Here is a 23,234-nt window from a genome sequence, read left to right as displayed (position 1 = left end):
GCCGTGGACGTCGTGTCCGGCCGAACCCCTCCGACAGGAGTCCCGGTGACCTCACCGCGTCCCGCCGTCCGTCCCAGGTCGTTCCGCCGAGCGGCCGTCAGCGCCACCGCCGGCGCACTGACCGCCGCCACGCTGCTGGCGTTCGCCGTCACCCCGGCGCACGCCGCGACCTCGGACACCCCGCGCTCACCGGCCGATCCGACCGCTGCGGTGGCCGCACCACAGGAACAGCCTGGAGGCTCGTCCCGCGTCGGTCCGGCCGCGGACGGTGTGCAGGTGGGTTCCGGCTCCTACGCGCCGGCCCCGCCGGACGAGATCACGGACATCGCCGACGTGCGGAAGACGCTGGACCAGCGGCTGTACATCGACCCGTCGAAGGCCGGCGAGCCGGTGCCGACGAACCAGTGGTGGACGGACCTGCTGGTCAGCAAGTACTCCGGCGACATGTGGGCGTACCCGTTCGTCTCGTCGAACAGTGCCGCGGGCACGAAGCTCACGATCCCGACGCGGTGGAACAGCGACGGCACGGCGATGCGCCTGGAGTCCCCCGTGACGGTGGGCGGGACGGTGGAGCCGACCCCCGACGCGAGCGACCGCACCCTCGCCGACTTCGAGGACGGCCTGCCCGACGGCTGGACCGCGACCGGTGACGCCTTCACGGCCACCGCCACCGGGACGGCCAGCGGGCAGAGCGCGGTCTCCGGGTGGCTCGGCGGACGCCTCCTGAACTCGTTCAGCGACGAGGACGGCGACGGCGCGACCGGCACGCTCACCTCGCCGGCGTTCACGATCGACCGTTCGACCCTGGCGTTCCTGGTCGGCGGTGGCCGGCACCCCGACCACGAAGCCGTGCAGCTCCTGGTCGACGGCGACGTCGTGGCGAGCAGCACCGGGACGGACAGCGAACAGCTGCGCTGGGACAGCTGGGACGTCTCCGCACACCGGGGGCAGTCCGCGCAGCTGCGGATCGTCGACGACCTGCGGGCCGGGTGGGCACACGTGCTGGTCGACCAGGTCCTGCTCACCGACGCCCCGGACGGCCTCGCCGACCGCTTCGCGACCACGTTCCGGGCGAAGCAGGCCGATGCGCTCCGCTGGGGCGACTGGAACGTCAGCTGGCGGATGCCGCAGGACGGCCCGGGCGGACAGTACATGGACGTCACGAGCGTGCAGGGTTCGCCGTACGAGTGGTTCGAGTTCCACGGCATGACCCCGCGCCTCACCCTGCAGGACGGTGCCGAGATCACCGACGGAGACGGCGAACCGCTCGACCTGCCGGTGACGACGGACCGGTTCGAGATCCGCCAGGACGGCCACGTCTTCGGCGTGCACGCCCCCGACGGGACGACCTTCACCCGGGTCGGCAACGCGCTGGAGGCCTCGTCGGGCACGCCCTACCTGGTGCTCAGCGCGGTGCCCGAGCATGGCCTTTCTCTGGACGACCTGCACCGCACCGCCTTCGCGGTCCCCCGTGACACGACGATGACGTACTCGTACGACGCGGCGGCGGCGAACGTCCGCCAGCAGTGGTCGATCCGCACCGACACGCTGCAGGGCGACGACCACGACACCGTGCAGGGCTGGCTGCAGCACCAGTACGCCGACGCCACCACGAACCTGCGCTTCACCGGCGCCACCTACGAGACCCCGCGCGGCACCATGCGGACCACCGTCGGCCACGACGGCTGGACCCTGGACTACGCGTTCACGGGCATCACGCCGATCGGTGCCACGCCCGAGGCGGTCGGCGACGACCCGTACTCCGAGGAGGTCATGCGCGAGTACCTGCACGAGTACGCCGCGAAGACGACGTACGGCGGGGACACCTACTGGGGCGGCAAGGACGTCCTGCAGCTCGCCGAGTACATGACGATCGCGCGGCAGATCGGTGCCACCGAGGACGCCCGGACGCTGCAGGACACCCTCGAACGCGCCCTGACCGACTGGTACACGTACACGGACGGCGAAGCGGAGCACTTCTTCGCGATGTACCCGACGTGGAAGGCCCTGATCGGGTTCGCCGACTCGTACGGGTCGGCCCAGTTCAACGACAACCACTTCCACTACGGGTACTTCGCCGTCGCGACCGCCATGCTCGGCCGGGTCGACCACGAGTGGGCCGCAAAGTACCAGGGCATGGCGACGCTCGTCGCGAAGCAGTACGCGAACTGGGACCGCGACGACGCCCGGTTCCCGCACATGCGCACGTTCGGCGTCTGGGAGGGCCGGTCGAACGCCGGTGGCGTGTCGTCACCCGGCGGCAACAACCAGGAGTCGTCGTCCGAGGCGATCCAGTCCGAGGCGGGGCTCTTCCTGCTCGGCTCGGTCCTCGGCGACGAGGAGATGCAGGCCGCCGGTGCGGTGCAGTACGTCACCGAGCGGGCCGCCGTCCGCGACTACTGGCAGAACGTCCGCGGCAACCCCGCCTCGGCGTCGTACGACGGCAACGGTGCGTTCCCGGACGAGTACGAGCACGGGCAGGCGGGGATCCTGTTCGACTCCGGGCAGGCCCACGCCACGTACTTCTCCGGCGACCCCGCCTGGATCTCCGGCATCCAGTGGATGCCGATCGCCCCGTGGTTCGACTACTTCGGCTGGGACCCGGGCTTCTCGAAGGCCCTGATGCGCGAGATGATGGCCGCCCGCCCGGAGTCCATCGGGCAGGCCGGGGTCACGGACGGCAACGCGGCACGCATCCAGATGCTCACGAAGAAGTGGTGGGGCGTCGGCAGCTACGGCGACGTGAAGATCACCCGCGACCGCCCGGCCGCGATCGGTGAGCTGCAGGACGCGATCCGCGCGGTCGAGACGAACCACCCCGGGTACGTCACCCGGCGAACCGCGGCGAACCCCCTGTACGACCCGGCCACCGACACCCTGCTGGTGAGCGTGGACGACGACGGACGGGTGGTGTTCCCGGACCGGTACTGGACCCCGGAGAACCTGCCCGACTCGCTGGTGCCCACGGAGCTCGACGGTCCCACCGCCGACCGGAAGCCCCAGGACTGGCCGACGCCGTCCCCGCTGATGCCGTTCCTGGTGGACGACTTCCGCGCCGACACCGCGACCATCGACCAGCTGTACGGCGTCGATCTCACCGACCACACCCCGGGCGAGGACACCGAGCACGCCGCGCGGGTGTTCAGCGGCATGGGTGACGCCCTCGGCAACGTCGTGCTCGGGTTCCTCGGGCAGTACGACCCGGACACCTACGCCGACGTGCACGCCGCACTGTGGGCGGCCGACGACCCGGCCGTGACCGGACAGTCGATGGCCGGCCTCGTCTACCACCAGGCGATGTCGAACCGGACCGTCGGCACCGAGGTCACCGACCGGCACACCTCGGACCCGCTCAGCCAGGTGTTCCGCGCACCGGACGGCACGATCAGCTACGTGCTCGACAACCCCGACACCGTGCAGCACACGTACGACGTCTACGAGGGCACCGAGGTGATCGGCCAGATCGCGGTCCCGGCGCAGACGCAGATCACCTCGCACCTGGACGCGCGGCTCACCGAGGTGGTCGTCAGCACGAAGGGGGCCCCGAAGACGATCGTCCCCGGTGCGACCACGACCTTCACCGCGACCGGCTACGACCAGTACGGCGCAACCATCGCCCTGGACGACGTCACCTGGTCGACCGACACCGGCACGATCAGCGCCGACGGTCTCCACCGCGCATCGGAGCGCGCGGAGCGGGCGACGGTCACCGCCACGGTCGGCGGCGTGCACGGGTCGTACGCCTTCCGGGTCGCACCGGCACCGGTCCTGACCGGGTTCGACGTCACGCCCGGCTTCGACCGGCTCGTCGTCGGGACACCACAGCGGTTCCGTGCCGCCGGCCACGACCAGTACGGCGACCCCGCGGACCTGCCCGCCGACGTCACCTGGTCGTACACCGGCGCCGGGAGCACCGGGAGCACCGGGAGCGACGGCACCGTGACGACCACCGCCGCGGGCTCCGGGTACGTCGTCGCGACCGGTGGGGGTGTCGAGGGCTCGGCGGTCGTCGCCTCGGTGACGTCGATCCCCGATGCCGCAGCGGGTGCCGACGTCGACGCGAGCTCCTCGGACGGTGGGAACGTCGCCGGGAAGGCAGTCGACGGGGACCGCAGCACCCGGTGGGAGAGCGCGCACGGTGTGGACGACGTCGACTACACGATCGACCTCGGGCGGCTGACCGACGTCGACACCGTGCGGGTGGACTGGGAGAACGCGGCCGCCGCACGGTACGTGCTGCAGGTCCGGGACACCGCCGACGGCCCCTGGCGCGACGTGCGGACCGTCGACAAGACCACCGCCGACGCGGACACGGTGGCCGTGGGCGCGACCGCCCGGTTCGTGCGCCTGCACCTGACCGATCGCCTCACCGGGTACGGGTACTCCATCTGGGAGGTGCACGTGTCCGGCACCCCGGCGGCCTCGACCGTCGACGTCGAGGACGTGCTCGTCGCGCCGCGCACCGCGACCGTCCGCACCGGTGACACGGTCCGGATGGCGGCCTACGGGTTCGACCGCCACGGGTTCGGCGGGCGGCTCGCCGCGGACCGCCCGGAGTGGGCCGTCGACGGCGGCGGAAGTGTCGAACCGGACGGCGTCGTCACCGCAGCGACCGAGGGCGGTGTGACCGCGACGGTCACGGCCACGGTGCCGGGAGCATCCGGGACGGCCACCGTCACGACCCTCGACGAGGCGACCGACGGTGACGACGACGGAACCGCACCCGCCCGCTCTCGTGACGTGGCCGCTGGTAAGCCCGTCACCACCTCGTCGGACGAGCGTGGCGACCTGTCCGGCGGCAACGCGGTGGACGGCGACGCCCGGACCCGGTGGGCCAGCGCAGCACGCGACGGTGAGTGGCTGGCGGTCGACCTCGGGCAGGTCGTGCCGATCGACCAGGTGCAGCTCGACTGGGAGGCCGCGTGGGCCGAGGCCTACCGCGTCCAGATCCGCGACGACGAAGACGCCCCCTGGCGGACCGTCGCGGGGGAAGCCCACGGGACCGGCGGCGAGGTGACCCACCGGCTGGAGGGCGACGACGTCACCGGCCGCTGGGTCCGGGTCGTCGCAGACCGCCGGCACACCGCGTTCGGCGTCTCGCTCTGGGCGCTCCGCGTCACCTCGACGCAGGGCGAACCGACGCCGGACCTGGCACGACGGGCGAGCGTGTCGGCGTCGGCCGACGAGGGCGACGGCGTGCCCGCGCACAACGCCGTGGACGGCGACCCGGGATCGCGCTGGGCGAGCGGACACACCGACGACCAGTGGCTCGCCGTCGACCTCGGCGCGCCGCACAGCCTGCACGGCGCGGTGCTCCGTTGGGAGGACGCCTTCGGACGCTCCTACCGGATCGAGGCGCGGAACGCGGGCGACGACGGGTGGACGACGCTCGCCACCGAGACCGACGGTGACGGCGGGACCGACCGGCACGCCCTGGACGGCTCGTGGCGGTACGTCCGCGTGCACGGTGTCGAACGGGCGACCCCGTACGGCTACTCGCTGTACGACCTCGAGATCCGGTAGCGCTGACGCCCCCGCTGCACGCACACTCGACCGAACAGCCGACAACCGACGGAGACACGATGTCGCAACCGCTCGAATCGCTCATGCACGCCAACCTGTTCGAGGTGTTCGGGGAGCGGGACCCCGAGCGTCGCCGCGCCGCGATCGAGCGGACGTACGCCCCGGACGTCGAGTTCCTGGACCCCGACGAGGTCGTCACCGGCCACGACGCCCTGCACGCCAAGGCGCAGCGCCTGCTCGACGACGCCCCCGGGTTCGTGTTCTCGCCGGCCGGCCCGGTCTACGAGAACCACGGGATGGGGTACCTCGCCTGGCACTTCGGCCCCGAGGGAGCACCGCCCGTCGTGTCCGGCATGGACATCTGCTTCATCGAGGGCGACGTCATCGCGAAGGTCTACACGTTGCTGACCGCCTGACCACCACCTCCCGCAGGTCGCTGACGGACTGGAGGCCCGGTGCCAGGTGGCACCGGGCCTCCTGCCCGGCGTGCGGCATGGTCGAGCCACCGGCTCCGTCGTGCTCGCGGTCTGCGTGTGGCAGATCATCCGGGCGGTCTGGTTTGGCCACGTGCCGAGGGACTGATGCCGCTCCGGGAATGTGCGGTGGAACGGCCGTGCGAGGATTCGTCAACCGCAATCCCGAGGGGAACGACCACCATGGCCACAGCTCGCACGCTCCACTGGATCAGCACCGTGCTCCTCGCCGTGGGGTTCCTCGGCGTCGGCGCCCTGATGTACGACGCGTCCTACGGCCCGGAGGGCGGCGGCGCGAACATCGGCCTCGGCCTCGTCCTCATCCCGTGTCTCGGATCAGGCGTCGTCGGGCTCGCGCTGGGGGCCGCGGCCTTGGTCGCGACGTGGTGGGACGCCCGGGCCGAGCGCTCGCGTGCCGCGGTCCGGTGACACAGGTGTCCGCCCCGTCCGCTCCGCGGCCGTGGACGCTGATCGCCGTCGCTGTGCTGGTGGGCTGGACGATCGTGACGGCGCTGCTGTTCCCGGTCGCCGGGGCCGACGAGCACGAGGGGCCCGGCGACCAGGTCTGGCGGACCTCGTCGAGCACGCTCGGCGTGCCGCTCTCACCCGAGTGGGACGTCCTCGTCTGGCTCGCCGCGCTCGCGCTGGTGCCGGCCGTCGTCGTCGGTCTCGCGTTCCTGCTCCGCCGCCGACGACCGCACACCGCGCCCGTCAGTCCGTCGCCGGGTGGCCCTGCCCACTGAGGTGTGCGCGGAGCACGTCACGGACACTCGTCCACGACTGCACGCCGTAGCGGTCGTTGTCGACGTGGTGCAGCTGCGCCTGCCCGCTGAACATGCTCACGAAGTACTGCATCCCCTGCCATGCCGGGAACGTCTCGTCGGGGTCCTTCGACAGGCGCCGGCCGACGGCGCTCATCGCGGACAGGGTCCCGGTGGTGCCGGCCCACTGCAGCCGGAAGCGCTCCCCCGTCAGCTCGCTCATGGTGCGTGCGACGTCGCGGGCGGTGACCTGGTCGCCCGCCATCTCGATCACCCGCGGAGCATCGTCGTCCAGGGCGGCGAGGGCCGTGACCCGGGCGACGTCGTCCTTCGTGGTGAAGTCGAGCACCTGGTCCGCTGACGACCAGAACAGCACGAGCCGACGGCCGGACAGGACCATCGGGGCCTCGCCGGTCAGCAGGTCGGTGAACATGCCGGTCAGGATCGAGGTCGCCTGCACCGGGGCCGCGTCGAGGTCGGCGGCGAACTCGCGCCGCAGCTCGAAGTTGCGGTTGGTGCCGGGTGCGATCCGCCGGTAGTCGGCCGAGTAGTCGGACGGGATGAACCGCCGGACGCCCGCCGCCACGGTCGCCGCGAGCAGCGCGCGCTGGGCGTCGACGATCACCGGACGTGTCCCGCTCACGGCGGAGACCACGACGTCGGCCCCGCTGACGGCCCGGGTCAGGGCGTCGTGGTCGCCGTACTCGGCGGCGACGACGTCGACACGGGCGTCGTCGCCGAAGCGTTCTGCGGCGGTCCTGCTGCCGGGCCGGGTGAGGACCCGGACCCGCACGTCGTGCTGGGTGAGCTCGCGGACGATGCGGTGCCCGAGGTCGCCGGTGGCGCCGGCGACGAGGATGGTGGTGGTCATGGGCGGGGCCTCACTGCAGTGGTGGTCGACGTGGTCGTCGCGGTGCGCCGTCGGGATCGCTCCGGGACGGCGAGGGGGTGTTGGAACGTGGGGTCTGCCTGGTCCGGTCCGGCGGTGCCGTGCCCGGCGGTGAGCGCGACGCGGGCCAGCAGCCGGCGCAGCGTCGTCTGCTCGTCGTCGTCGAGGTGCCGCATGAGCACGCCCTCGGCGCCGCGCAGGGCGGACCGTGTCCGGGCGAGCAGGGCACGGCCGGCGTCAGTGGGGTGGACCTGCCGCACCCGCCGGTCCGTCGGGGCGGGGCGACGTTCGACGAACCCGCCCGCCTCGAGCGCGTCGACGATGTAGGTCATCTGGGTCTTGTCGATCCCGAGGCGCTGCGCGAGTCCGAGTTGCGACGACGGTTCCTCGGTGGTGGTCGCGACGAGCACCTGGTAGCCACGGGGACCACCCGGCACGTCGGCGACCGCCTCACTGCCCAGCCGAGTGAAGCCCTGGAGCGCCAGCGGCAGCGCCCACCCGAGTTCGGATTCGATGCCCTCGGCACCCCAGTCGATCTCGGGGAGTGCATCGGTCGGCGTCGGATTGTCCATACCGGAGACCGTACCGGAACAAGATCGTCTTGTGCAAAGATCATCTGTGATCAAGACGGACAGCCGCCGAGACGCCGAGCACCGAGGACCCCATGTCGGACACCGCAGCCATCACCCCGTTCACCCTCGACGTCCCCCAGGCGGAGCTCGACGACCTGCGCCGCCGTCTGCTGGCGACCCGCTGGCCCGATGCCGAAACCGTCGGGGACACCTCGCAGGGCCCCCGACTCGAGAAGGTCCGCGCCCTCGTCGAGCACTGGAGGACGGAGTACGACTGGCGCCGGACCGAGGCGCTGCTGAACGGCTGGGGCCAGCACACGACCCGGATCGACGGGCTCGAGGTCCACTTCCTGCACGTCCGGTCCGCCGTCCCCGGTGCCCGCCCGCTCCTGCTCACCCACGGCTGGCCCGGTTCCGTCCTGGAGTTCCGCCACGCGATCGGTCCGCTCACCGACCCGGTGGCGCACGGCGGCGACGCAGCGGACGCGTTCCACGTCGTGATCCCGAGCCTGCCCGGGTTCGGCTTCTCCGGGAAGCCGACGACCACCGGGTGGAACACCGCCCGGACCGCGAGGGCCTGGTCGGTGCTGATGTCCCGGCTCGGGTACACGGACTGGTTCGCCCAGGGCGGTGACCTCGGCGCCACCGTCACCGCGGAGCTCGCCGCCCTGCAGGCCGCCGGGGACATCGGACTCGCCGGGATCCACCTCAACATGGCGCTGTTCACGCCGACGGACGACGAGGCCCGGAACGCGTCCCCCGACGAACAGGTCATGCTGCAGGAGAGCGGCCACTACTGGCAGGAGCTGTCGGCCTACTCGCAGCAGATGTCGACCCGCCCGCAGACCATCGGGTACTCGTTGGCGGACTCCCCCGTCGGGCTGGCGTCGTGGATCTACGCGATGTTCCAGGACGTCGGCGGCTCGCACGACGAACACGGCGATGCCGAGCGGCTCTTCCCCCTCGACGAGATCCTCGACGACGTCATGCTGTACTGGCTGCCGAACACCGCCGCGTCCGCGGCGCGCATCTACTGGGAGGCGACCCGCACCGGCTGGGCCACCCCGGGAACCGTCGAGGATCCACTGACCCTGCCCGTCGGCCTGAGCATCATGCCGGGCGAGTACGTCCGCCGGTCGCGCCGCTGGGCAGCGCGCCGGTACACCGACCTGATGTTCTTCAACGAGGTCGCGCGCGGCGGGCACTTCGCGATGCTCGAACAGCCGGAGCTGCTCGTCGACGACGTCCGTGCGACCTTCCGGAACCTGCGCTGATGCCTTGTGGAGAGCGAGCGGATACCGCTACTCTCCGATAGTGCGAATATCTGAACTTGCCCGAGCGGCGTCCACGCCGGTCACCGCCGTCAAGTACTACCAACGCGAAGGCCTCCTGCCCCCCGGCGAGAAGTCTGCGCCGAACCAGACCGCCTACGACGAGCGGCACGTCGAACGGGTCCGGCTCGTCCGGGCACTCCTGGAGACCGGCGGGCTCTCGGTCGCCGTGACGAAGCAGGTCCTGGCCGTGCTCGACGCCGAGACCGCACCGCTGGCCGAGGTCTTCGCCGTCGCCCAGTACGCCATGACCACCCCGCGCTCCCCCGAGTCCGAGGCGACCCCGGAGGCCCGCGCCCGGATCGAGGAACGGGTGTCGGCCGCCGGCTGGTGCGCGACGTCGGACAACCCGGGACTCGAGACCGCGGCCCGGGCGCTCGACGGGCTGCGCACCATCGGGTTCGACGCTCCGGACGACTACCTCGACGCCTACGTGTCGGCAGCGGCGAGCGCGGCACGGGCCGACGTCGCAGCACTGCAGCACCGCGACGGCCGGACCGCGATGGCGGAGCTGATGGTGATCGGGACCGTCCTCGGCGATCCGCTGTTCGCGGGACTCCGGCGCCTGGCGCAGCAGGACGCCACCCACGACCTGTTCCCCGTCGCCGACACGGACGAGGCCGGCGCATGACCGCTCCGCTGCACGTCGTCCTGGGCGGCAACGGTGTCGTCGGGCGCGAGACACTCCGTGCACTGCGTGAGCACGACGTCGCCGCCGTGTCCGTCGGCCGGCGCCCGTCGACAACAGCAACGGCAGGCAACAACGAGAGCGAGAGCGAGAGCGGCAACGCCCGCACCGACCACGTCATCGCCGACCTGCTCGACCCCACCGCCGTCCGCCGCGTGCTGCACGGCGCCGACGTCGCGTACCTCGTCGCCGGCCTGCCGTACTCGTCGGGGGTCTGGGCGGACCAGTGGCCGAGGATCGTCGACAACACCGTCGGAGCAGCCCTGGCCGAGGGCACCCACCTGGTGTACCTCGACAACGTCTACGCCTACGGCCGCGTGTCCGGGCCGATGACCGAGGCGACCCCGATCAACCCCGCCGGTCGGAAGGGTGCGGTGCGCGCGGCGGCCCTCGAGCAGCTGCGGACCGCGGCTGACCGAGGACTGGCCGTCACCGTCGGGCGGAGCGCCGACTTCACCGGCCCCGGCGCGACGACGAGCGTGTTCAACGGTTTCGTCGTCGACCGGATCGCCGCCGGCAAGCGCCCGACCTGGCTGCTCGACGCGGACCAACCGCACTCCCTCACCGCCACGACCGACATCGGCGACGCGCTCGTGACCCTCGGTACCGACGACCGTGCGACGGGCCGGACCTGGCACCTGCCGACCGCTCCGGCGTTGACCGGTCGGCAGTACGTCGAGCTCGCCGGGGTCCCCGCCGCCGACACCGCCGTGATGTCGTCGGCCACGCTGCGCGTCGGTGCGCTCTTCACCACGTCCGCCCGGGAGACGCTCGAGCTGCGGTACCAGTACACCGACCCCTACGTCTTCGACTCGTCGGCGTTCGAGCAGACCTTCGGCGTGCACCCGACCCCCACCGCCGACGTCGTGGCCGCCACCCTGCTGCACGCCCGGAGCGTGACCCGGTGATCGCCGCCGTCCGACGAGCGGTCGCGTGGCACCCGGCGCTCATGGCCGTGGCCGGCCTGATGGTCGTGTCCACCGCGGTCTGCCTCGTCGGACTCGTCGTGGATCCCCGGACCATCCTCGGGGCACCGGCGTGGATGAAGCCCCTGAAGTTCTCGCTGTCGATCCTGCTCTACGCCGTCACGTGGGCGTGGCTCATCGCCCACCTGCCGAAGTGGCGAACGCTCGGTCGCCGACTCGGCACCGTGGTGGCCGTGGCCCTGGTGGTCGAACAGGTGCTCATCGTGTGGGCCGCCGCGACCGGCACGACGAGTCACTTCAACGTGTCGAACAGCGTGCACGTGGTGGTGTGGGCGGTGATGGCGGTGGCGATCACGACGCTCTACCTCTGCACCTTCGTCACCTCGATCGCACTGTTCTTCCTGCGCCTGCCCACCCCGGCACTGACGGTCGCCGTCCGCGCCGGTGCCGTCATCGCGCTCCTCGGCATCGGGGTCGCGTTCCTGATGACCGGCCCGACCCCCACCCAGCTCACCGCCCCGGACGGGATCGTCGGCGCCCACACGGTGGGGATCCCGGACGGCGGACCCGGGGTGCCACTGCTCGGGTGGAGCACCGTCGGCGGTGACTACCGGGTCGCCCACTTCGTCGGCATGCACGCCCTGCAGGTGCTCCCGCTGGTGGCACTCCTCGTCGCCGCCGCGGGCCGGCACCTGCCGTGGCTGGCACACCCGATCACGCAGGTCCGGATCGTGGTCGTCGTCGCGGTCGCGTGGGCGGCGGGCACCGTGCTCCTCACCGTGCAGGCCGCGGTCGGACAGTCGGTCGCCCACCCCGCCGGCACGGTGGCCGCGGTGGCGTGGTCACTCGTCGTACTGGCTGCGGCCGCGAGTGTGGCCGTCCTGCTCCGCGCCCACTCCACTCCGGTGGCGCGACCGCGCTGACGGATCAGCGGGCCCGGAGCCCTCGGGAGACCAGGTCGGCGGCAGCACGGGCTTCCGTCGCCCACCCTGGGCGATCGATCCCGGCCCCGATGCCGTGCAGCAGCATGAGCACCGTCCCGGGGGCGACGTCGGACCGGATCGTCCCGTCACCTGCCGCGCGCGCCATCAGCTCGGCGAGTGTCCGCTCCAGGTCGCCCCCACCCTCGGCCTGCGTGGTGGCGTCGACCACGGCGGCGAGGGTGCGCGCGAGCGCCGCATGGTCGACCACGTACTCCACGAACCCGCGCAGGAAGTCGTCGAGGCTCTCCGCCGCTGGCCGCGTCGAGTCACGAGCACGCTGGCAGAGGACGTCGACCTCGCCCCGGTAGACCGCCGCCGCCAGCGCTTCACGCGTCGGGAAGTGTCGGTAGAGCGTGCCGACACCGACGCCGGCGCGTCCGGCGAAGTCGTCGAAGCGCAGCTGCTCGTCACGCTCGAACGCCGTCCGGGCAGCGGCCACGATCGCGTCGCGGTTCCGACGGGCGTCGGCGCGCATCGGCTTCGCGGCAGGCAGGGGTTCCTCGACCGGCACGGAGCCTCCTTGACAAGTGGAAACAATCTCCATATCTTTCAAGTGGAGATCATCTCCAGACTAGCGGACAGGTGCCTGATGCGGATCCTCATGCTCGGACGGGGCGTCATCGCCACGATCTACGGCCAGGCCTTCCAGCACTCCGGGCACCAGGTCGACCACCTGGTGCGGCCCGGGCGCGCTGCCGAGTACGGCGACAGCGTGCAGACCGACGTCATCGACGGCCGCCGCGGACCCCTGGGTCGGCGGATCCGATCGACGTCGCCGACGCGACTGGTCGAGTCGATCGACACGGGCGACGCGCACGACCTCGTCGTCCTCAGCGTCGGCCACCACCGACTGCAGGAGGCCGTGGCCACCCTGGCGCCCCGCATCGGCGACGCCACGGTGCTGGTCCTCGGCAACGTGTGGGACGAACCCCTCGCCGCGGTCGCACCGCTCGCCGCGGACCGGGTGCTGTTCGGGTTCCCGGGCGCCGGCGGCGGGTTCGACGCCGACGGGGTCCTGCACGGTGCCGTCCTCCGTTCGGTCCGGCTCGGGACGACGGGCGCGGCTCCGGATCGGCGGGAGCTGGTGCGGTCGGTGTTCCAGCAGTCGGGGTTCACCGTGCAGGACGAGGACGACATCCGGGGGTGGCTGTGGCTGCACTTCGTGCTCGACGCCGGCATGTTCGCGCGGGCACTGCAGAGCGCCAGCCTGGCGACGATGGTCGGGGACGGACACGCGCTCCGCGAGGCGTTCCTGATCGGTCGGGAACTCCTCCCGGTCCTGCAGGCACGGGGCGTCGACCTCGCTCGGCACCGCTCCACGACGCTGCCCGTCCGACGCCCGGGGGTGACGGCCGCCGTGGTGGCCGCGGCCACGGCGCTCGTCCCGATCGCGCGTGCGAGCCTCGCCGCGCACGACGACCCGACCGCCGCGGAACCCCTGGCGGTCCTCGAGGACGTCCGGCGCACCGCCGCCGCCCTGGGCGTCCCGACCCCGCGCCTCGACCGGACGGCGCAACGCGTCTGACGGCGGCAGCGGGCGGTGGACGCGACCACCCACGGCCTGGAGGCGCGGTGCCAGCTGCCACCGTGCCTCCAGTCCGTCACGGCGAGCGTTCCGGACCCGCCCGTTACGCTGTCCCCGTGTCAGAGCCGCGCCGCAGTCCGGGGAACCAAGCTTCACTGCGTGAAGCCAACCGGGGCCGGGTCGTCAGCGCGGTGAAGCGGCACGGCGGGCTGACGCAGGTCGAGCTCGCCGGGGTGACCGGACTCTCCCCCGCGACCGTCTCGAACATCGTCAAGGAACTCGTCGCGACCGGTGCCCTGCACGCGACGCCGAGCACCTCGAGCGGCCGTCGGGCGCTCCGCGTGACCCTGCCGCACGGCCTCGGACTGGTCGCCGGGGTGCACGTCTCGCCGCGGCACCTGCGGCTGGCGCTGTCGGACCTGAACGGCGCCGTCCTGGCCGAGCGGCACATGCCCCTGGCCCGTGACCACCGCGCCGACGCCGAGCTCGACAAGACCGCGCTGCTCGTGCTGGACATGGTGGAGTCCATCGAGTCGTCGATGGACGAGGTGCTCGCCGTCGGCCTCGCCGTGGCCGCCCCGATCGACGCCCGCACCGGGATGACGGCGCGCGGCGGGATCCTGCGGGGTTGGGACGGCATCGCGCTCGGCCAGTCGCTCGCCCGGCGGATGGACAAGCCCGTGCAGGTCGACAACTCGGCCAACCTCGCCGCCCTGGCGGAACACCGGAGCGGGGCGGCCCGCGGCCGCGACACCGTGGTGACGCTCGACGTCGGCAACGGCATCGGCGCCGGACTCGTGCTGGGCGGGCACCTGTTCCGTGGGCACCACGGCATCGCCGGCGAGTTCGGGCACACCCCCGTCCTGCCGAACGGACCCCTGTGCCGGTGCGGCAACCGCGGGTGCCTCGAGGCGATCGCCGGCGCACCCGCCGTGCTCGAGGGCGTCCGCGACGAGGTCGGCACCCTCAAGCTGGCTGACCTGATCCTGCGCGCGATGGGCGGCGACCAGGTCTGCATGCGCGCCGTGGCCGACGCCGGGCGGGCGATCGGTTCGGCGGCGGTGGGGCTCTGCAACGTCCTCGACCCGGAGCGGGTCGTGGTCACCGGCGAGTTCGCACGGGCCGGGGAACTCCTGCTCGGCCCGATGCGGCACGCCCTCGAGTCGTCGTTGATCGTCGACGTGGACGGCACGCCGGACGTGGTGCAGGGGCAGCTCGGCGAGAAGGCCTCGGTGACCGGCGCGCTGGCCCTGGCGATCGAAGCCGTGGACGTGACGCGCGCACGATAGGCGCGGGCGAGCCGGGGCGCCCCGCGCCCTCCGGATAACGTTTTCGTCACGGCGCGCGGTCCTTGCGTTCAACTCTTGCAGCCAAGAACGCTCGCTGTCACACTCAGGGCACCGCCGATGGGGGCGGTCCACTGTTGGAGGACGTTTCAATGAAGAAATCCACCACACGAGCGATGCTGGGCGTCAGCGCCCTGCTGCTCGCGATCACCACCCTGGCGGGCTGTTCCAACGGCGCGGATGCCGGGACCGGTTCCGGCGGAGGCGGCGGGGACGCGTCGAAGGCCAAGATCGGCCTGCTCCTGCCCGACTCGGTCACCGCCCGCTACGCCAGCGCCGACCGCCCGCTCTTCACCGCCGAGGTGAAGAAGCAGTGCAGCGGCTGCTCGGTCATCTACGCGAACGCCGACGGCGACGCGTCGAAGCAGCTGCAGCAGGCCCAATCGATGCTCACGCAGGGCGTCAAGGTCCTGGTCCTCGACCCGTTCGACGGCGAGGCCGCAGCGTCCATCGTCCAGCAGGCGAAGGCCAAGAAGGTGCCGGTGATCTCCTACGACCGGCTCATCAACAGCCCCGACCTGAGCTACTACATCTCGTTCGACAACGAGAAGGTCGGTGAGCTGCAGGGCCAGGCCCTGGTCGACGCCCTCAAGGCGAAGAAGGTCCCGGAGGGCTCGGGCATCATCATGGTGAACGGCTCCCCCACCGACAACAACGCCTCGCAGTTCAAGAAGGGCGCGCACTCGGTCATCGACGACAGCGGCTACAAGGTGCTCGCCGAGTACGACACACCCGGATGGGACCCCGCCAAGGCGCAGGACTGGGCAGCCGGCCAGATCAGCAAGCTCGGCAAGGACGAGATCACCGGCGTCTACGCGGCGAACGACGACACCGGCGGCGGCGTCATCGCGGCCCTGAAGTCGGCCGGTGTCACCGAGCTCCCGCCCGTCACCGGGCAGGACGCCTCGCTCGCGGGCATCCAGCGGATCCTCGCAGGTGAGCAGTACATGACCGTCTACAAGGCCTTCAAGCCCGAGGCGTCGAAGGCCGCCGACCTGGCGATCCAGTTCGCGAAGGGTGAGACGCCGAAGGGCGACACCACCGTCGACACCGCCGGGGGCGCCAGCGTCCAGTCGACGCTGCTCGACCCGGTCGCCGTCACCACGGACAACGTGCAGTCGACGGTCGTCAAGGACGGCCTGTACGAGGTGTCGAAGATCTGCACCGCGCAGTACAAGGCAGCCTGCGACAGCGCCGGCATCAAGTAGGCCCGACCCCCCTCTGCCCGCCCGGTCCGACTGCGGACCGGGTGGGCCTCACCGATCGAGGACGACACCCGTGAGCACGACACCCGTGAGCAACGCGTCACCAGCAGCACACCCCTCCGCCGACCCGGTGATGTCCCTGCGCGGGATCACCAAGCGGTTCGGCGCCGTCCAGGCCCTCAGCGACATCGACTTCGACGTCTACCCGGGCGAGGTGGTCGCCATCGTCGGCGACAACGGCGCCGGCAAGTCGACGTTCGTGAAGATCCTCGCCGGGGTCTACACGCCCGACGGCGGCACGATCACCTTCGGCGGCGACGAGGTCACCGTCCCGAACCCCGCGGCGGCCCAGACCCTCGGCATCGCCACGGTGTTCCAGGACCTCGCCCTCGCCGACAACCTCGACGTGGTCTCGAACCTGTTCCTCGGGCGCGAGATCGCCCACCCGTTCCTCGACGAAGAGGAGATGGAGCGCCGATCGTGGGAGCTCCTCCAGCAGCTCGCCGCCCGGATCCCGTCGGTACGGATCCCGATCGCGTCGCTGTCCGGTGGGCAGCGGCAGACCGTGGCGATCGCCCGCTCGCTGATCGGTGACCCGCAGGTGGTCGTCCTCGACGAGCCCACCGCCGCACTCGGTGTCGCACAGACCGCCGAGGTCCTGAACCTCGTCGAACGCCTGCGCGAGCGCGGACTCGGCGTCGTCCTCATCAGCCACAACCTCGCGGACGTGCAGGCGGTCGCCGACCGGGTCGCGGTCCTGCGACTCGGCCGCAACAACGGCACCTTCCGCATCGACGACGTCTCCTACGAGGAGATCATCGCGGCCATCACCGGTGCCACCGACAACGCCGTCACCCGTCGCGCCGCCGCCCGCACCGAGCAGGAGACCTCCGCATGAGCAAGACCGACGAGACCCTCACCGCAGCGACCCCGACACCCTCGGCAGCCGACCTGCAGGACGAGCGGCTCCTGCGCGATCAGGGGATCGGCGGCGCGGCGAAGGCGTTCGTCCGACGGGTCCGCGGCGGTGACATCGGTTCGCTGCCGGTGGTCGTCGGGCTCATCGTCATCTGGGCGGTGTTCCAGGCGCTCTCCCCCGACTTCCTGTCCCCGGGCAACCTGGTCAACCTGGCCCTGCAGTGCGCCGCGGTCGGCACCATCGCGATCGGCATCGTCCTCGTGCTGCTGCTCGGCGAGATCGACCTGTCCGTCGGAAGCGTCAGCGGACTCTCCGCCGCGATCCTCGGCCAGGGCCTCACCACACTCGGCTGGCCGCTGTGGCTCGTGCTCACCGTCGCCCTGGCCGTCGGTGCCGCCGCCGGCCTGCTCTACGGCCTGCTGTTCACCCGCTTCGGGGTGCCGAGCTTCGTCATCACGCTCGCCGGTCTGCTCGGGTTCCTCGGGCTGCAGCTGCTCATCCTCGGCCCGAACGGCTCGATCAACCTGCCGTACGACTCCCCGATCGTGCAGTTCGCCTCGGCCTCGTACCTGCCGCCGTGGCTCGCGTACCTGCTGGCCGTCCTGGCCGCCGGAGGACTCTTCTTCACCGAGGTCCGCCGTGCTGCCCGTCGCCGTCGTGCCGGACTGTCGACCGGAGCGATGTCCCTGACCGTCGTGAAGGCCGTCGCCCTGTTCCTCGGCCTCGCGCTGATGGTCTGGTACCTGTCGCGCGACTTCGGCACCGGCACCTCGTTCGTGTTCTTCGTCGTGCTGGTCGTGCTGATGAACTTCGTGCTCAAGCGCACCCGCTGGGGCCGCTCGGTCTTCGCGGTCGGCGGCAACGTCGAGGCAGCACGGCGCTCCGGCATCCGGGTGAACCGCATCTACATCTCGGTGTTCATGCTGACCTCGCTCTTCGCCACCGTCGGCGGCATCCTCGCCGCCGCCCGCCTGAACTCGGCGAGCCTGTCCTCCGGCGCCGGAGACACGAACCTCAACGCGATCGCCGCAGCCGTCATCGGCGGGACCAGCCTGTTCGGTGGCCGAGGCAGCGCCTGGTCGGCGCTGCTCGGCATCATCGTGATCCAGTCGATCTCGAACGGGCTCACCCTGCTGAGCCTCGACTCGTCGATCCGCTACATGATCACCGGCGCGGTCCTGCTGCTGGCCGTCATCATCGACTCGCTCTCGCGGCGCAGCCGCGCCAGTCACGGCGCGGCCTGAGCGGGGCCCTGGACCCCGCCACAGCGACGGACGGGAGGCACGGTGTCGGCTGGCACCGTGCCTCCCGTCCGTCGCGGTGCGCGTCTCGGATCCGGAAGACGCCGTCGTGTTCCCCCGACGCCGCCCCGTGTGCGAGACGCCTCCGAAAACGGAGGCGTCTCGGCGACCGGGCGGCGTCTCGGCGCGCGCTACTTGCTCTTCGAACCCGAGGTCCCCGGCAGGCTGAGGATGTTGTCCGTGCCCTGCGGCACGACGATGAGCGAGCCGTTGTCGCCGGCGCTCTTGAGCGCCTCGATCTCGCGTTGCTTGAGGGCGGCGTCGGAGAGCGGGTGCTCGTTGAGGACCTCGTTGGCGTCGGCCTGACCCTGTGCCTCGGCGACCTGCTGCTGCGCCTGCACCTTCTTGGCGTCCAGGAGCGCGCGCTCCTTCGTGACCTGGATCTGCGCCTGCTGTGCGGTGGCGTAGGCGTCGATGACCGACTTCGGCGGCGTGATCTCCTGCAGGGCGAAGTTGTCGACGTGCACGCCCGAGCCCTTCCACCGCTTCTCGAGCGCCTGGATCATCGCCTTCTCGACGGTGCCGCGCTTGGTGATCAGCTCGATGGTGGTGAAGTCGTTCGGCACCTGGCGCACGACACTGCGCACCGAGTTGCCGATGAACTGCGTCTTGAAGTTCTCCTCGGTCTTGTACGACCGGTAGATGTCGGTGACCGACTTCGCGTCGATGCTGTATTGCAGGTTGAGGCTGACGTTCGACGAGACACCGTCCTGGTCCTGCACCGTGACGTACGGGCCGGAGCGGACGTTGCCGTTGTTGTCCGAGTCGGAGCCGTTGACCGCGTTGATGTAGGTGACGGTCTGGTTGCGGATGTTGAACGTGTGCAGCGTGGCCCACGGCGCCTTGAAGTGGAACCCGGAGTCCGTGCTCTGCCCGACGATGTTGCCGGAGATGTCCACCTGCACCTTCGACTCACCCGTGTCCTGCGCGTACAGGGTGCTGCCGAGCGTGAGGCCGACGAACAGGACGCCGGCGGCGACCGCGGTCCACGTCGCGATGAGGTTCGGGCGGCGGGTCGGGACGGCGGGGCGTGCCTCGCGACCGGGTGTGGCCGGTCGTGCGGGGGTGGAGTAGGTGCGTGTTCGGAAGAAGAGCGCGACGAGCGCGATGACGAGGAAGACGATGGCGGCGACGAACATGACGATCACTCCTGGATGCTTGTCCGTGCAGTCTGCCGTACCCGGAGGGGTGCGGGTGACGCGGGGGCGCGGGGTCCGTGTCGTCTGGTGTCCGTGTCGTCTGGTGCGAGGTTGCGCACCTGGTGCGACCCTCGATGCCTCGCACCAGGAGTGCAACCTCGCACCGAGCGGCAGCGGGCGGCCCCGGGTCAGCTTGAGGGACTGATGCAGTCGTGGGCCAAGGCGGCCCGGATCGCCTCGAGTGCCATCGCCCCGAGCGCAGCGTCGGCGGCTGCGGTACCGCCGCGCGCCATTGCGGCCCCACCGACCACGACTGGCTCGGTCGGCAGGACCACCCGGTGCCCTGCATCCCGATGGACGACCACGGTCGTGGTGTGCCCGGCCGCGGCCCGCCGAGCTGCGATGCGGCGAGCGCTCTGGGCGCTCGGCCAGACCTGGTCGTCCTCACCGGCGATCAGGACGAGCTGCTGTATCCGCTCGACGGGTACCGCCGCTGCCCGAACCCGGTCCGGGGCGGCCTCGTACGAACGCTCGTAGAGCGATCGGAAGCGCGGTGGTTCTCCCCGCCGCCAGGTGTCCCACGCCAACGGCACGTGCGGCAGTGGCGATCCGTCGAGGGTCCAGTGCGATCGTTCCACGCCCCCGCCGTCCGGCCAGGGCCACACCACGTCGGTGGGTGCGAACGCGATGACGCCCGCGACCGAGGGGCGGTGCGCGCCGAGGACCAGCGCGGCCTCGGCGCCGAGGGAGGTCCCGACGAGCCAGACACGGTCGCAGCTCCGCTCGAGTTCGTCGATGCGGGCGAGGAAGAGCTCGAGCGGGACGGCCCACGGTCCCGGTTGCTGGCCGGCTCCTCCGAACCACCGGATCGACTCAGCGATGTGCCCGAGTCCGGCGAAGACCCGCGCGCGGTCCTCGTCGACCCGCCCGCTCGACCCAGCGAGCACCAGGACGCCGGTCCCAGATCCGACGGGCGGGACGAACCGAACGCCTTCAGGGTCCTTCAGACCGATTCGCTGCACGAGACCAGCATGACCCCTCCGATCACCCGTCGCGAGGAACGCTGTTCGCAGCGCGTGACGCCGACACCGCACCGGCGACGAGCGCGGCCAGCGTGCTCACCAGTGACAGGCCGACGCGTCGCCTCGGCGAGGTCGCTCGGGTTCACCACGCCGGCACCTCGACCCGCACCGAACTGATCCGGCCGGCACGCGTCTGCGCCGTCACGGCCGGGTCGTAGCTGTCGGCGGTCGCCAGGTAGAGGGTGTGACCGTCCTCGCCACCGAGCGCACAGTCGATCGCGCAGTCCCCGGGTGCGTCGATGCGGTCCGTCACCTCGCCGCCCTCGACGACCCGCAGAAACTCCCCCGTGTCGACCGAGCAGACCCAGATCGCGCCGTCACGGTCGACGGTGCTGCCGTCCGGGGTCACGCCGCCGGGCAGGGCTGCCCACTCGCGACGTCCGGTCAGTGAGCCGTCGTCCTCGATGTCGAAGGCGGTGAGGCGGCCACCCCACGTCTCGCTGACCACCAGGGTCCGGGTGCCGGGCAGGATGTTGGCGCTGTTCGGGAACACCAGGCCCTCGGCGGCGAGGCGGACCGAGCCGTCAGGGTCGATCACGTAGAGCGGGCCGGGGCGCAGTTCCTCGCCCGCGTACAGGTCGTACCCGAAGGCACCGATGTAGGTCCGGCCGGTCTGCGCGTCGACGACCAGGTCGTTCACGAGCGACGACTCGATCGTGGACAGGTCGGCGAACACCGAGGTGCCGCCGTCCGGGTCGACGGCGACGACCGTGCGGGACTCCATCGAGCTGATGATCAACCGCCCGTCGGCGAGCCACCCGAGTCCCGACGACTGCCCGTCGACGGTGGCCTCGAGCCGGGGGCCGTCGGTCGAGGACGGGTCGACCGAGAACACCTCGCCGGTGTGCATGTCCGAGTACCAGAGCCGCCCGTCGTGCCAGCGGTTCCCCTCCGGGAACCGGATGCCGGAGATGACGATGTCGGTCGCGGAGTCCAGGGTGATGTGCACGGATCCAGCCTGCCAGCGGGACCGGGACGCTGCCCGGACGGATGCCGTGACGGCGGCCTAGGGTCGTCCCATGCCGGGTCGTCACCTCATCCACCACCTGGGCGTCTTCGCCAGCGACTTCGCCGCGAGCGACGCGTTCTACACCGCCGCCCTCGCGCCCCTCGGCATCGGAGCGGGCTACCGCACGGACGCCGTCGCCGAGTTCTGGCAGCACGGGGACGACACCCCGAGCGTCTCGCTCGAGACCGCCCGGACCCCAGAGGCGACGACGCGCGGACTCCACCTGGCGTTCGAGGCCGGGTCACGGAGCGAGGTCGACGCCTTCCACCGCGAAGCCGTCGCCGCTGGCGGGGTGTCCCGGCACGAGCCGCGCTACTGGCCGGAGTACGGCGCGTACACGACGTTCGTGTCCGACCCGGACGGCAACAACGTCGAGGCCCTGGTCAAGGAGACCCGACCCTGACCCACAGGACCAAGGTCTAGGCGACGCACCGGGCACGACGGACCGGGCACGACGCATCTGGCACGATCGACCCATGCCCCTCGACGGAACTCCCCTGCACCGGCTCGGCTTCCTGACGATCGGGTCGTTCGACCCCGCACGACCGTCCGCGGGCCACGAGGACACCCTGCGCGTGATCGAGCGCGCCGAGGCCCTGGGCTTCGACAGCGCCTGGCTGCGCCACCGGCACCTGCAGCACGGCATCTCCTCCCCTGTCGCGCTGCTGGCCGCCGCCTCGCAGCGCACCTCGCGCATCGACCTGGGCACCGCCGTCACCGCGATCGGCGCGGAGAACCCGTTCCGCCTGGCGGAGGACCTCAGCACGGTCGACGTCCTGCTCGGCGGCCGCCTGAACCCGGGGTTCTCGGTCGGCACCCCGATGAACTTCGACCTGTACCGCGACGCGATCTACCCCGACACCCTGGAGCACGAGGACCTCGGCAACGACCGCCTCCTGCGCTTCCGCGACCTGGTGCGCGGTGACCCGGTGACGGCCACGGAGACCGTCGAACGCCGCGGCATCGAGGAGTTCGCGAGCACCGTCCAGCCGCACAGCGCCGGCCTGGCCGAACGGATCTGGTACGGCACCGGCAGCACGAAGTCGGCCGTCTGGGCGGGTGAGAACGGCTTCCACCTGCTCACCTCGAGCGTCACCCGCAGTGAGAACGGCACCGACTTCGCCACGAACCAGCGCGCTCAGATCGACGCCTACCTCGACGTCCACCCCGACCCCGCTGCCGCCCGCGTCTCGCAGGGCCTGGTCGTCATCCCGACCGACACCGCGACCGCCGAGCAAGAGGCCCGCTACCGCGCCTACGTCGACAGCCGCTCGGCCCGCGTCGGCGTGCCGATGGGCCCCGCCGGGATGCTCTTCGCCGCCGACCTGGTGGGCACGGCGGCCGAGATCGCAGACCGGCTGCGTGCCGACGTCGGCTACCAGGCGGTCACCGAGGTCGCCTTCGCGCTCCCGTTCTCGTTCGAGCCGGACGACTACGCGCAGATCATCACGGACATCGCCGAGCGGCTGGGTCCGGAACTCGGCTGGGCGCCGGAGCGCGCAGTCTGAGAACGGCGCCAGAACGGCGGACGGGAGGCACGGTGCCAGCTGGCACCGTGCCTC

The 23,234-nt window shown here is 71.6% G+C and carries 21 protein-coding genes; 15 read left to right on the top strand and 6 right to left on the bottom strand.

Annotated elements, in window-relative coordinates; all coding sequences use genetic code 11:
* Window positions 1–45 precede the first annotated feature (45 nt).
* The 4 genes from BIU89_RS11835 (at window position 46) to BIU89_RS11820 (ending at window position 6,739) form a co-directional block, all read left to right on the top strand.
* Window positions 46–5,523: a discoidin domain-containing protein gene (locus BIU89_RS11835; protein ID WP_071246772.1), complete on the top strand. Its 5,478-nt coding sequence runs from the start codon at window positions 46–48 to the stop codon at window positions 5,521–5,523.
* A 59-nt stretch (window positions 5,524–5,582) separates the two neighbouring features.
* Window positions 5,583–5,939, top strand: a complete 357-nt coding sequence (locus tag BIU89_RS11830) for a nuclear transport factor 2 family protein (RefSeq protein ID WP_071246770.1) — start codon at window positions 5,583–5,585, stop codon at window positions 5,937–5,939.
* Window positions 5,940–6,179: 240 nt separating this feature from the next.
* The gene (locus tag BIU89_RS11825; protein WP_071246768.1) at window positions 6,180–6,425 is read left to right on the top strand and encodes a hypothetical protein; all 246 of its coding nucleotides are present in this window, start codon (window positions 6,180–6,182) and stop codon (window positions 6,423–6,425) included.
* Between the two features lie 5 nt (window positions 6,426–6,430).
* A complete protein-coding gene (locus BIU89_RS11820) occupies window positions 6,431–6,739 on the top strand; it encodes a hypothetical protein (protein WP_071246766.1) in 309 nt (102 codons plus the stop codon).
* Here the strand turns inward: BIU89_RS11820 and BIU89_RS11815 are convergent.
* Window positions 6,708–7,628 carry an NmrA family NAD(P)-binding protein gene (locus BIU89_RS11815; RefSeq protein ID WP_071246764.1) on the bottom strand — a complete coding sequence of 307 codons (921 nt, stop codon included), beginning with the start codon at window positions 7,626–7,628 and terminating at the stop codon, window positions 6,708–6,710. The two genes, BIU89_RS11820 and BIU89_RS11815, sit on opposite strands and share 32 nt — an antisense overlap.
* Window positions 7,625–8,218: a MarR family winged helix-turn-helix transcriptional regulator gene (locus BIU89_RS11810; protein ID WP_071246762.1), complete on the bottom strand. Its 594-nt coding sequence runs from the start codon at window positions 8,216–8,218 to the stop codon at window positions 7,625–7,627. The genes BIU89_RS11815 and BIU89_RS11810 overlap by 4 nt, the downstream gene beginning before the upstream one ends.
* 92 nt (window positions 8,219–8,310) lie before the next feature.
* On the opposite strand from BIU89_RS11810, the gene BIU89_RS11805 reads away from it, so the two are divergent.
* From BIU89_RS11805 to BIU89_RS11790, 4 genes are read left to right on the top strand one after another with little or no spacing between them, the layout of a single operon-like run.
* Window positions 8,311–9,492 (top strand): epoxide hydrolase family protein, encoded by a 1,182-nt coding sequence (locus BIU89_RS11805; protein WP_071246759.1) that lies wholly within the window; start codon window positions 8,311–8,313, stop codon window positions 9,490–9,492.
* A 40-nt stretch (window positions 9,493–9,532) separates the two neighbouring features.
* Entirely contained in the window at window positions 9,533–10,180 is a 648-nt protein-coding gene (locus BIU89_RS11800; protein WP_071246757.1) for a MerR family transcriptional regulator, read from the top strand.
* Entirely contained in the window at window positions 10,177–11,145 is a 969-nt protein-coding gene (locus BIU89_RS11795; protein ID WP_071246755.1) for an NAD-dependent epimerase/dehydratase family protein, read from the top strand. The genes BIU89_RS11800 and BIU89_RS11795 overlap by 4 nt, the downstream gene beginning before the upstream one ends.
* Window positions 11,142–12,086, top strand: a complete 945-nt coding sequence (locus BIU89_RS11790) for a hypothetical protein (protein WP_254791612.1) — start codon at window positions 11,142–11,144, stop codon at window positions 12,084–12,086. The genes BIU89_RS11795 and BIU89_RS11790 overlap by 4 nt, the downstream gene beginning before the upstream one ends.
* Window positions 12,087–12,090: 4 nt before the next feature.
* On the opposite strand, the gene BIU89_RS11785 is transcribed toward BIU89_RS11790, so the two are convergent.
* Window positions 12,091–12,657, bottom strand: coding sequence for a TetR/AcrR family transcriptional regulator (locus BIU89_RS11785; protein ID WP_083404335.1), 567 nt, complete (start codon window positions 12,655–12,657; stop codon window positions 12,091–12,093).
* A gap of 78 nt (window positions 12,658–12,735) precedes the next feature.
* On the opposite strand from BIU89_RS11785, the gene BIU89_RS11780 reads away from it, so the two are divergent.
* The 5 genes from BIU89_RS11780 to BIU89_RS11760 all read left to right on the top strand — a co-directional run bounded on the left by BIU89_RS11780 (window position 12,736) and on the right by BIU89_RS11760 (window position 18,385).
* Window positions 12,736–13,671, top strand: a complete 936-nt coding sequence (locus tag BIU89_RS11780) for a ketopantoate reductase family protein (protein ID WP_071246753.1) — start codon at window positions 12,736–12,738, stop codon at window positions 13,669–13,671.
* 116 nt (window positions 13,672–13,787) lie between these two features.
* Window positions 13,788–14,960 carry an ROK family transcriptional regulator gene (locus BIU89_RS11775; RefSeq protein WP_071246751.1) on the top strand — a complete coding sequence of 391 codons (1,173 nt, stop codon included), beginning with the start codon at window positions 13,788–13,790 and terminating at the stop codon, window positions 14,958–14,960.
* A 149-nt stretch (window positions 14,961–15,109) separates the two neighbouring features.
* On the top strand, window positions 15,110–16,225 hold the full coding sequence (locus BIU89_RS11770) for a sugar ABC transporter substrate-binding protein (protein ID WP_071246748.1): 1,116 nt from the start codon (window positions 15,110–15,112) through the stop codon (window positions 16,223–16,225).
* A gap of 130 nt (window positions 16,226–16,355) precedes the next feature.
* The gene (locus BIU89_RS11765; RefSeq protein WP_111038920.1) at window positions 16,356–17,120 is read left to right on the top strand and encodes an ATP-binding cassette domain-containing protein; all 765 of its coding nucleotides are present in this window, start codon (window positions 16,356–16,358) and stop codon (window positions 17,118–17,120) included.
* Window positions 17,117–18,385 (top strand): sugar ABC transporter permease, encoded by a 1,269-nt coding sequence (locus BIU89_RS11760; RefSeq protein WP_035807698.1) that lies wholly within the window; start codon window positions 17,117–17,119, stop codon window positions 18,383–18,385. Before BIU89_RS11765 ends, BIU89_RS11760 begins: the two co-directional genes overlap by 4 nt.
* A gap of 188 nt (window positions 18,386–18,573) precedes the next feature.
* Here BIU89_RS11760 and BIU89_RS11755 read toward each other — a convergent pair whose 3' ends face one another.
* The 3 genes from BIU89_RS11755 to BIU89_RS11745 form a co-directional block, all read right to left on the bottom strand.
* Window positions 18,574–19,581 (bottom strand): SPFH domain-containing protein, encoded by a 1,008-nt coding sequence (locus BIU89_RS11755; RefSeq protein ID WP_250892204.1) that lies wholly within the window; start codon window positions 19,579–19,581, stop codon window positions 18,574–18,576.
* Window positions 19,582–19,769: 188 nt separating this feature from the next.
* On the bottom strand, window positions 19,770–20,603 hold the full coding sequence (locus BIU89_RS11750) for an acyl-CoA thioester hydrolase/BAAT C-terminal domain-containing protein (protein ID WP_175475014.1): 834 nt from the start codon (window positions 20,601–20,603) through the stop codon (window positions 19,770–19,772).
* Between the two features lie 142 nt (window positions 20,604–20,745).
* Window positions 20,746–21,612, bottom strand: coding sequence for an SMP-30/gluconolactonase/LRE family protein (locus BIU89_RS11745; RefSeq protein WP_083404333.1), 867 nt, complete (start codon window positions 21,610–21,612; stop codon window positions 20,746–20,748).
* 70 nt (window positions 21,613–21,682) lie between these two features.
* Here BIU89_RS11745 and BIU89_RS11740 point away from each other — a divergent pair, with 70 nt between their 5' ends.
* Both BIU89_RS11740 and BIU89_RS11735 read left to right on the top strand, forming a co-directional pair.
* Entirely contained in the window at window positions 21,683–22,075 is a 393-nt protein-coding gene (locus BIU89_RS11740) for a VOC family protein (RefSeq protein WP_071246744.1), read from the top strand.
* A 73-nt stretch (window positions 22,076–22,148) separates the two neighbouring features.
* Window positions 22,149–23,180 carry an LLM class flavin-dependent oxidoreductase gene (locus BIU89_RS11735; protein WP_071246742.1) on the top strand — a complete coding sequence of 344 codons (1,032 nt, stop codon included), beginning with the start codon at window positions 22,149–22,151 and terminating at the stop codon, window positions 23,178–23,180.
* The last annotated feature ends 54 nt before the right edge of the window (window positions 23,181–23,234 follow it).

It is taken from the genome of Curtobacterium sp. MCBA15_005 (assembly GCF_001864855.1).
GTDB classification, from domain to species: Bacteria; Actinomycetota; Actinomycetes; order Actinomycetales; family Microbacteriaceae; genus Curtobacterium; species Curtobacterium flaccumfaciens.
Note: the sequence above shows the minus strand (reverse complement) of the source record. Positions and strands in the feature narration are given on the sequence as shown.

Excerpts from the sequence above, each read along its gene's own strand:
- BIU89_RS11830 (WP_071246770.1), top strand. The coding sequence starts at position 5,583 with ATGTCGCAACCGCTCGAATCGCTCATGCACGCCAACCTGTTCGAGGTG.
- BIU89_RS11825 (WP_071246768.1), top strand. The coding sequence starts at position 6,180 with ATGGCCACAGCTCGCACGCTCCACTGGATCAGCACCGTGCTCCTCGCC.
- BIU89_RS11815 (WP_071246764.1), bottom strand. The coding sequence starts at position 7,628 with ATGACCACCACCATCCTCGTCGCCGGCGCCACCGGCGACCTCGGGCAC.
- BIU89_RS11810 (WP_071246762.1), bottom strand. The coding sequence starts at position 8,218 with ATGGACAATCCGACGCCGACCGATGCACTCCCCGAGATCGACTGGGGT.
- BIU89_RS11805 (WP_071246759.1), top strand. The coding sequence starts at position 8,311 with ATGTCGGACACCGCAGCCATCACCCCGTTCACCCTCGACGTCCCCCAG.
- BIU89_RS11795 (WP_071246755.1), top strand. The coding sequence starts at position 10,177 with ATGACCGCTCCGCTGCACGTCGTCCTGGGCGGCAACGGTGTCGTCGGG.
- BIU89_RS11780 (WP_071246753.1), top strand. The coding sequence starts at position 12,736 with ATGCGGATCCTCATGCTCGGACGGGGCGTCATCGCCACGATCTACGGC.
- BIU89_RS11770 (WP_071246748.1), top strand. The coding sequence starts at position 15,110 with ATGAAGAAATCCACCACACGAGCGATGCTGGGCGTCAGCGCCCTGCTG.
- BIU89_RS11765 (WP_111038920.1), top strand. The coding sequence starts at position 16,356 with ATGTCCCTGCGCGGGATCACCAAGCGGTTCGGCGCCGTCCAGGCCCTC.
- BIU89_RS11760 (WP_035807698.1), top strand. The coding sequence starts at position 17,117 with ATGAGCAAGACCGACGAGACCCTCACCGCAGCGACCCCGACACCCTCG.
- BIU89_RS11755 (WP_250892204.1), bottom strand. The coding sequence starts at position 19,581 with ATGTTCGTCGCCGCCATCGTCTTCCTCGTCATCGCGCTCGTCGCGCTC.
- BIU89_RS11740 (WP_071246744.1), top strand. The coding sequence starts at position 21,683 with ATGCCGGGTCGTCACCTCATCCACCACCTGGGCGTCTTCGCCAGCGAC.
- BIU89_RS11735 (WP_071246742.1), top strand. The coding sequence starts at position 22,149 with ATGCCCCTCGACGGAACTCCCCTGCACCGGCTCGGCTTCCTGACGATC.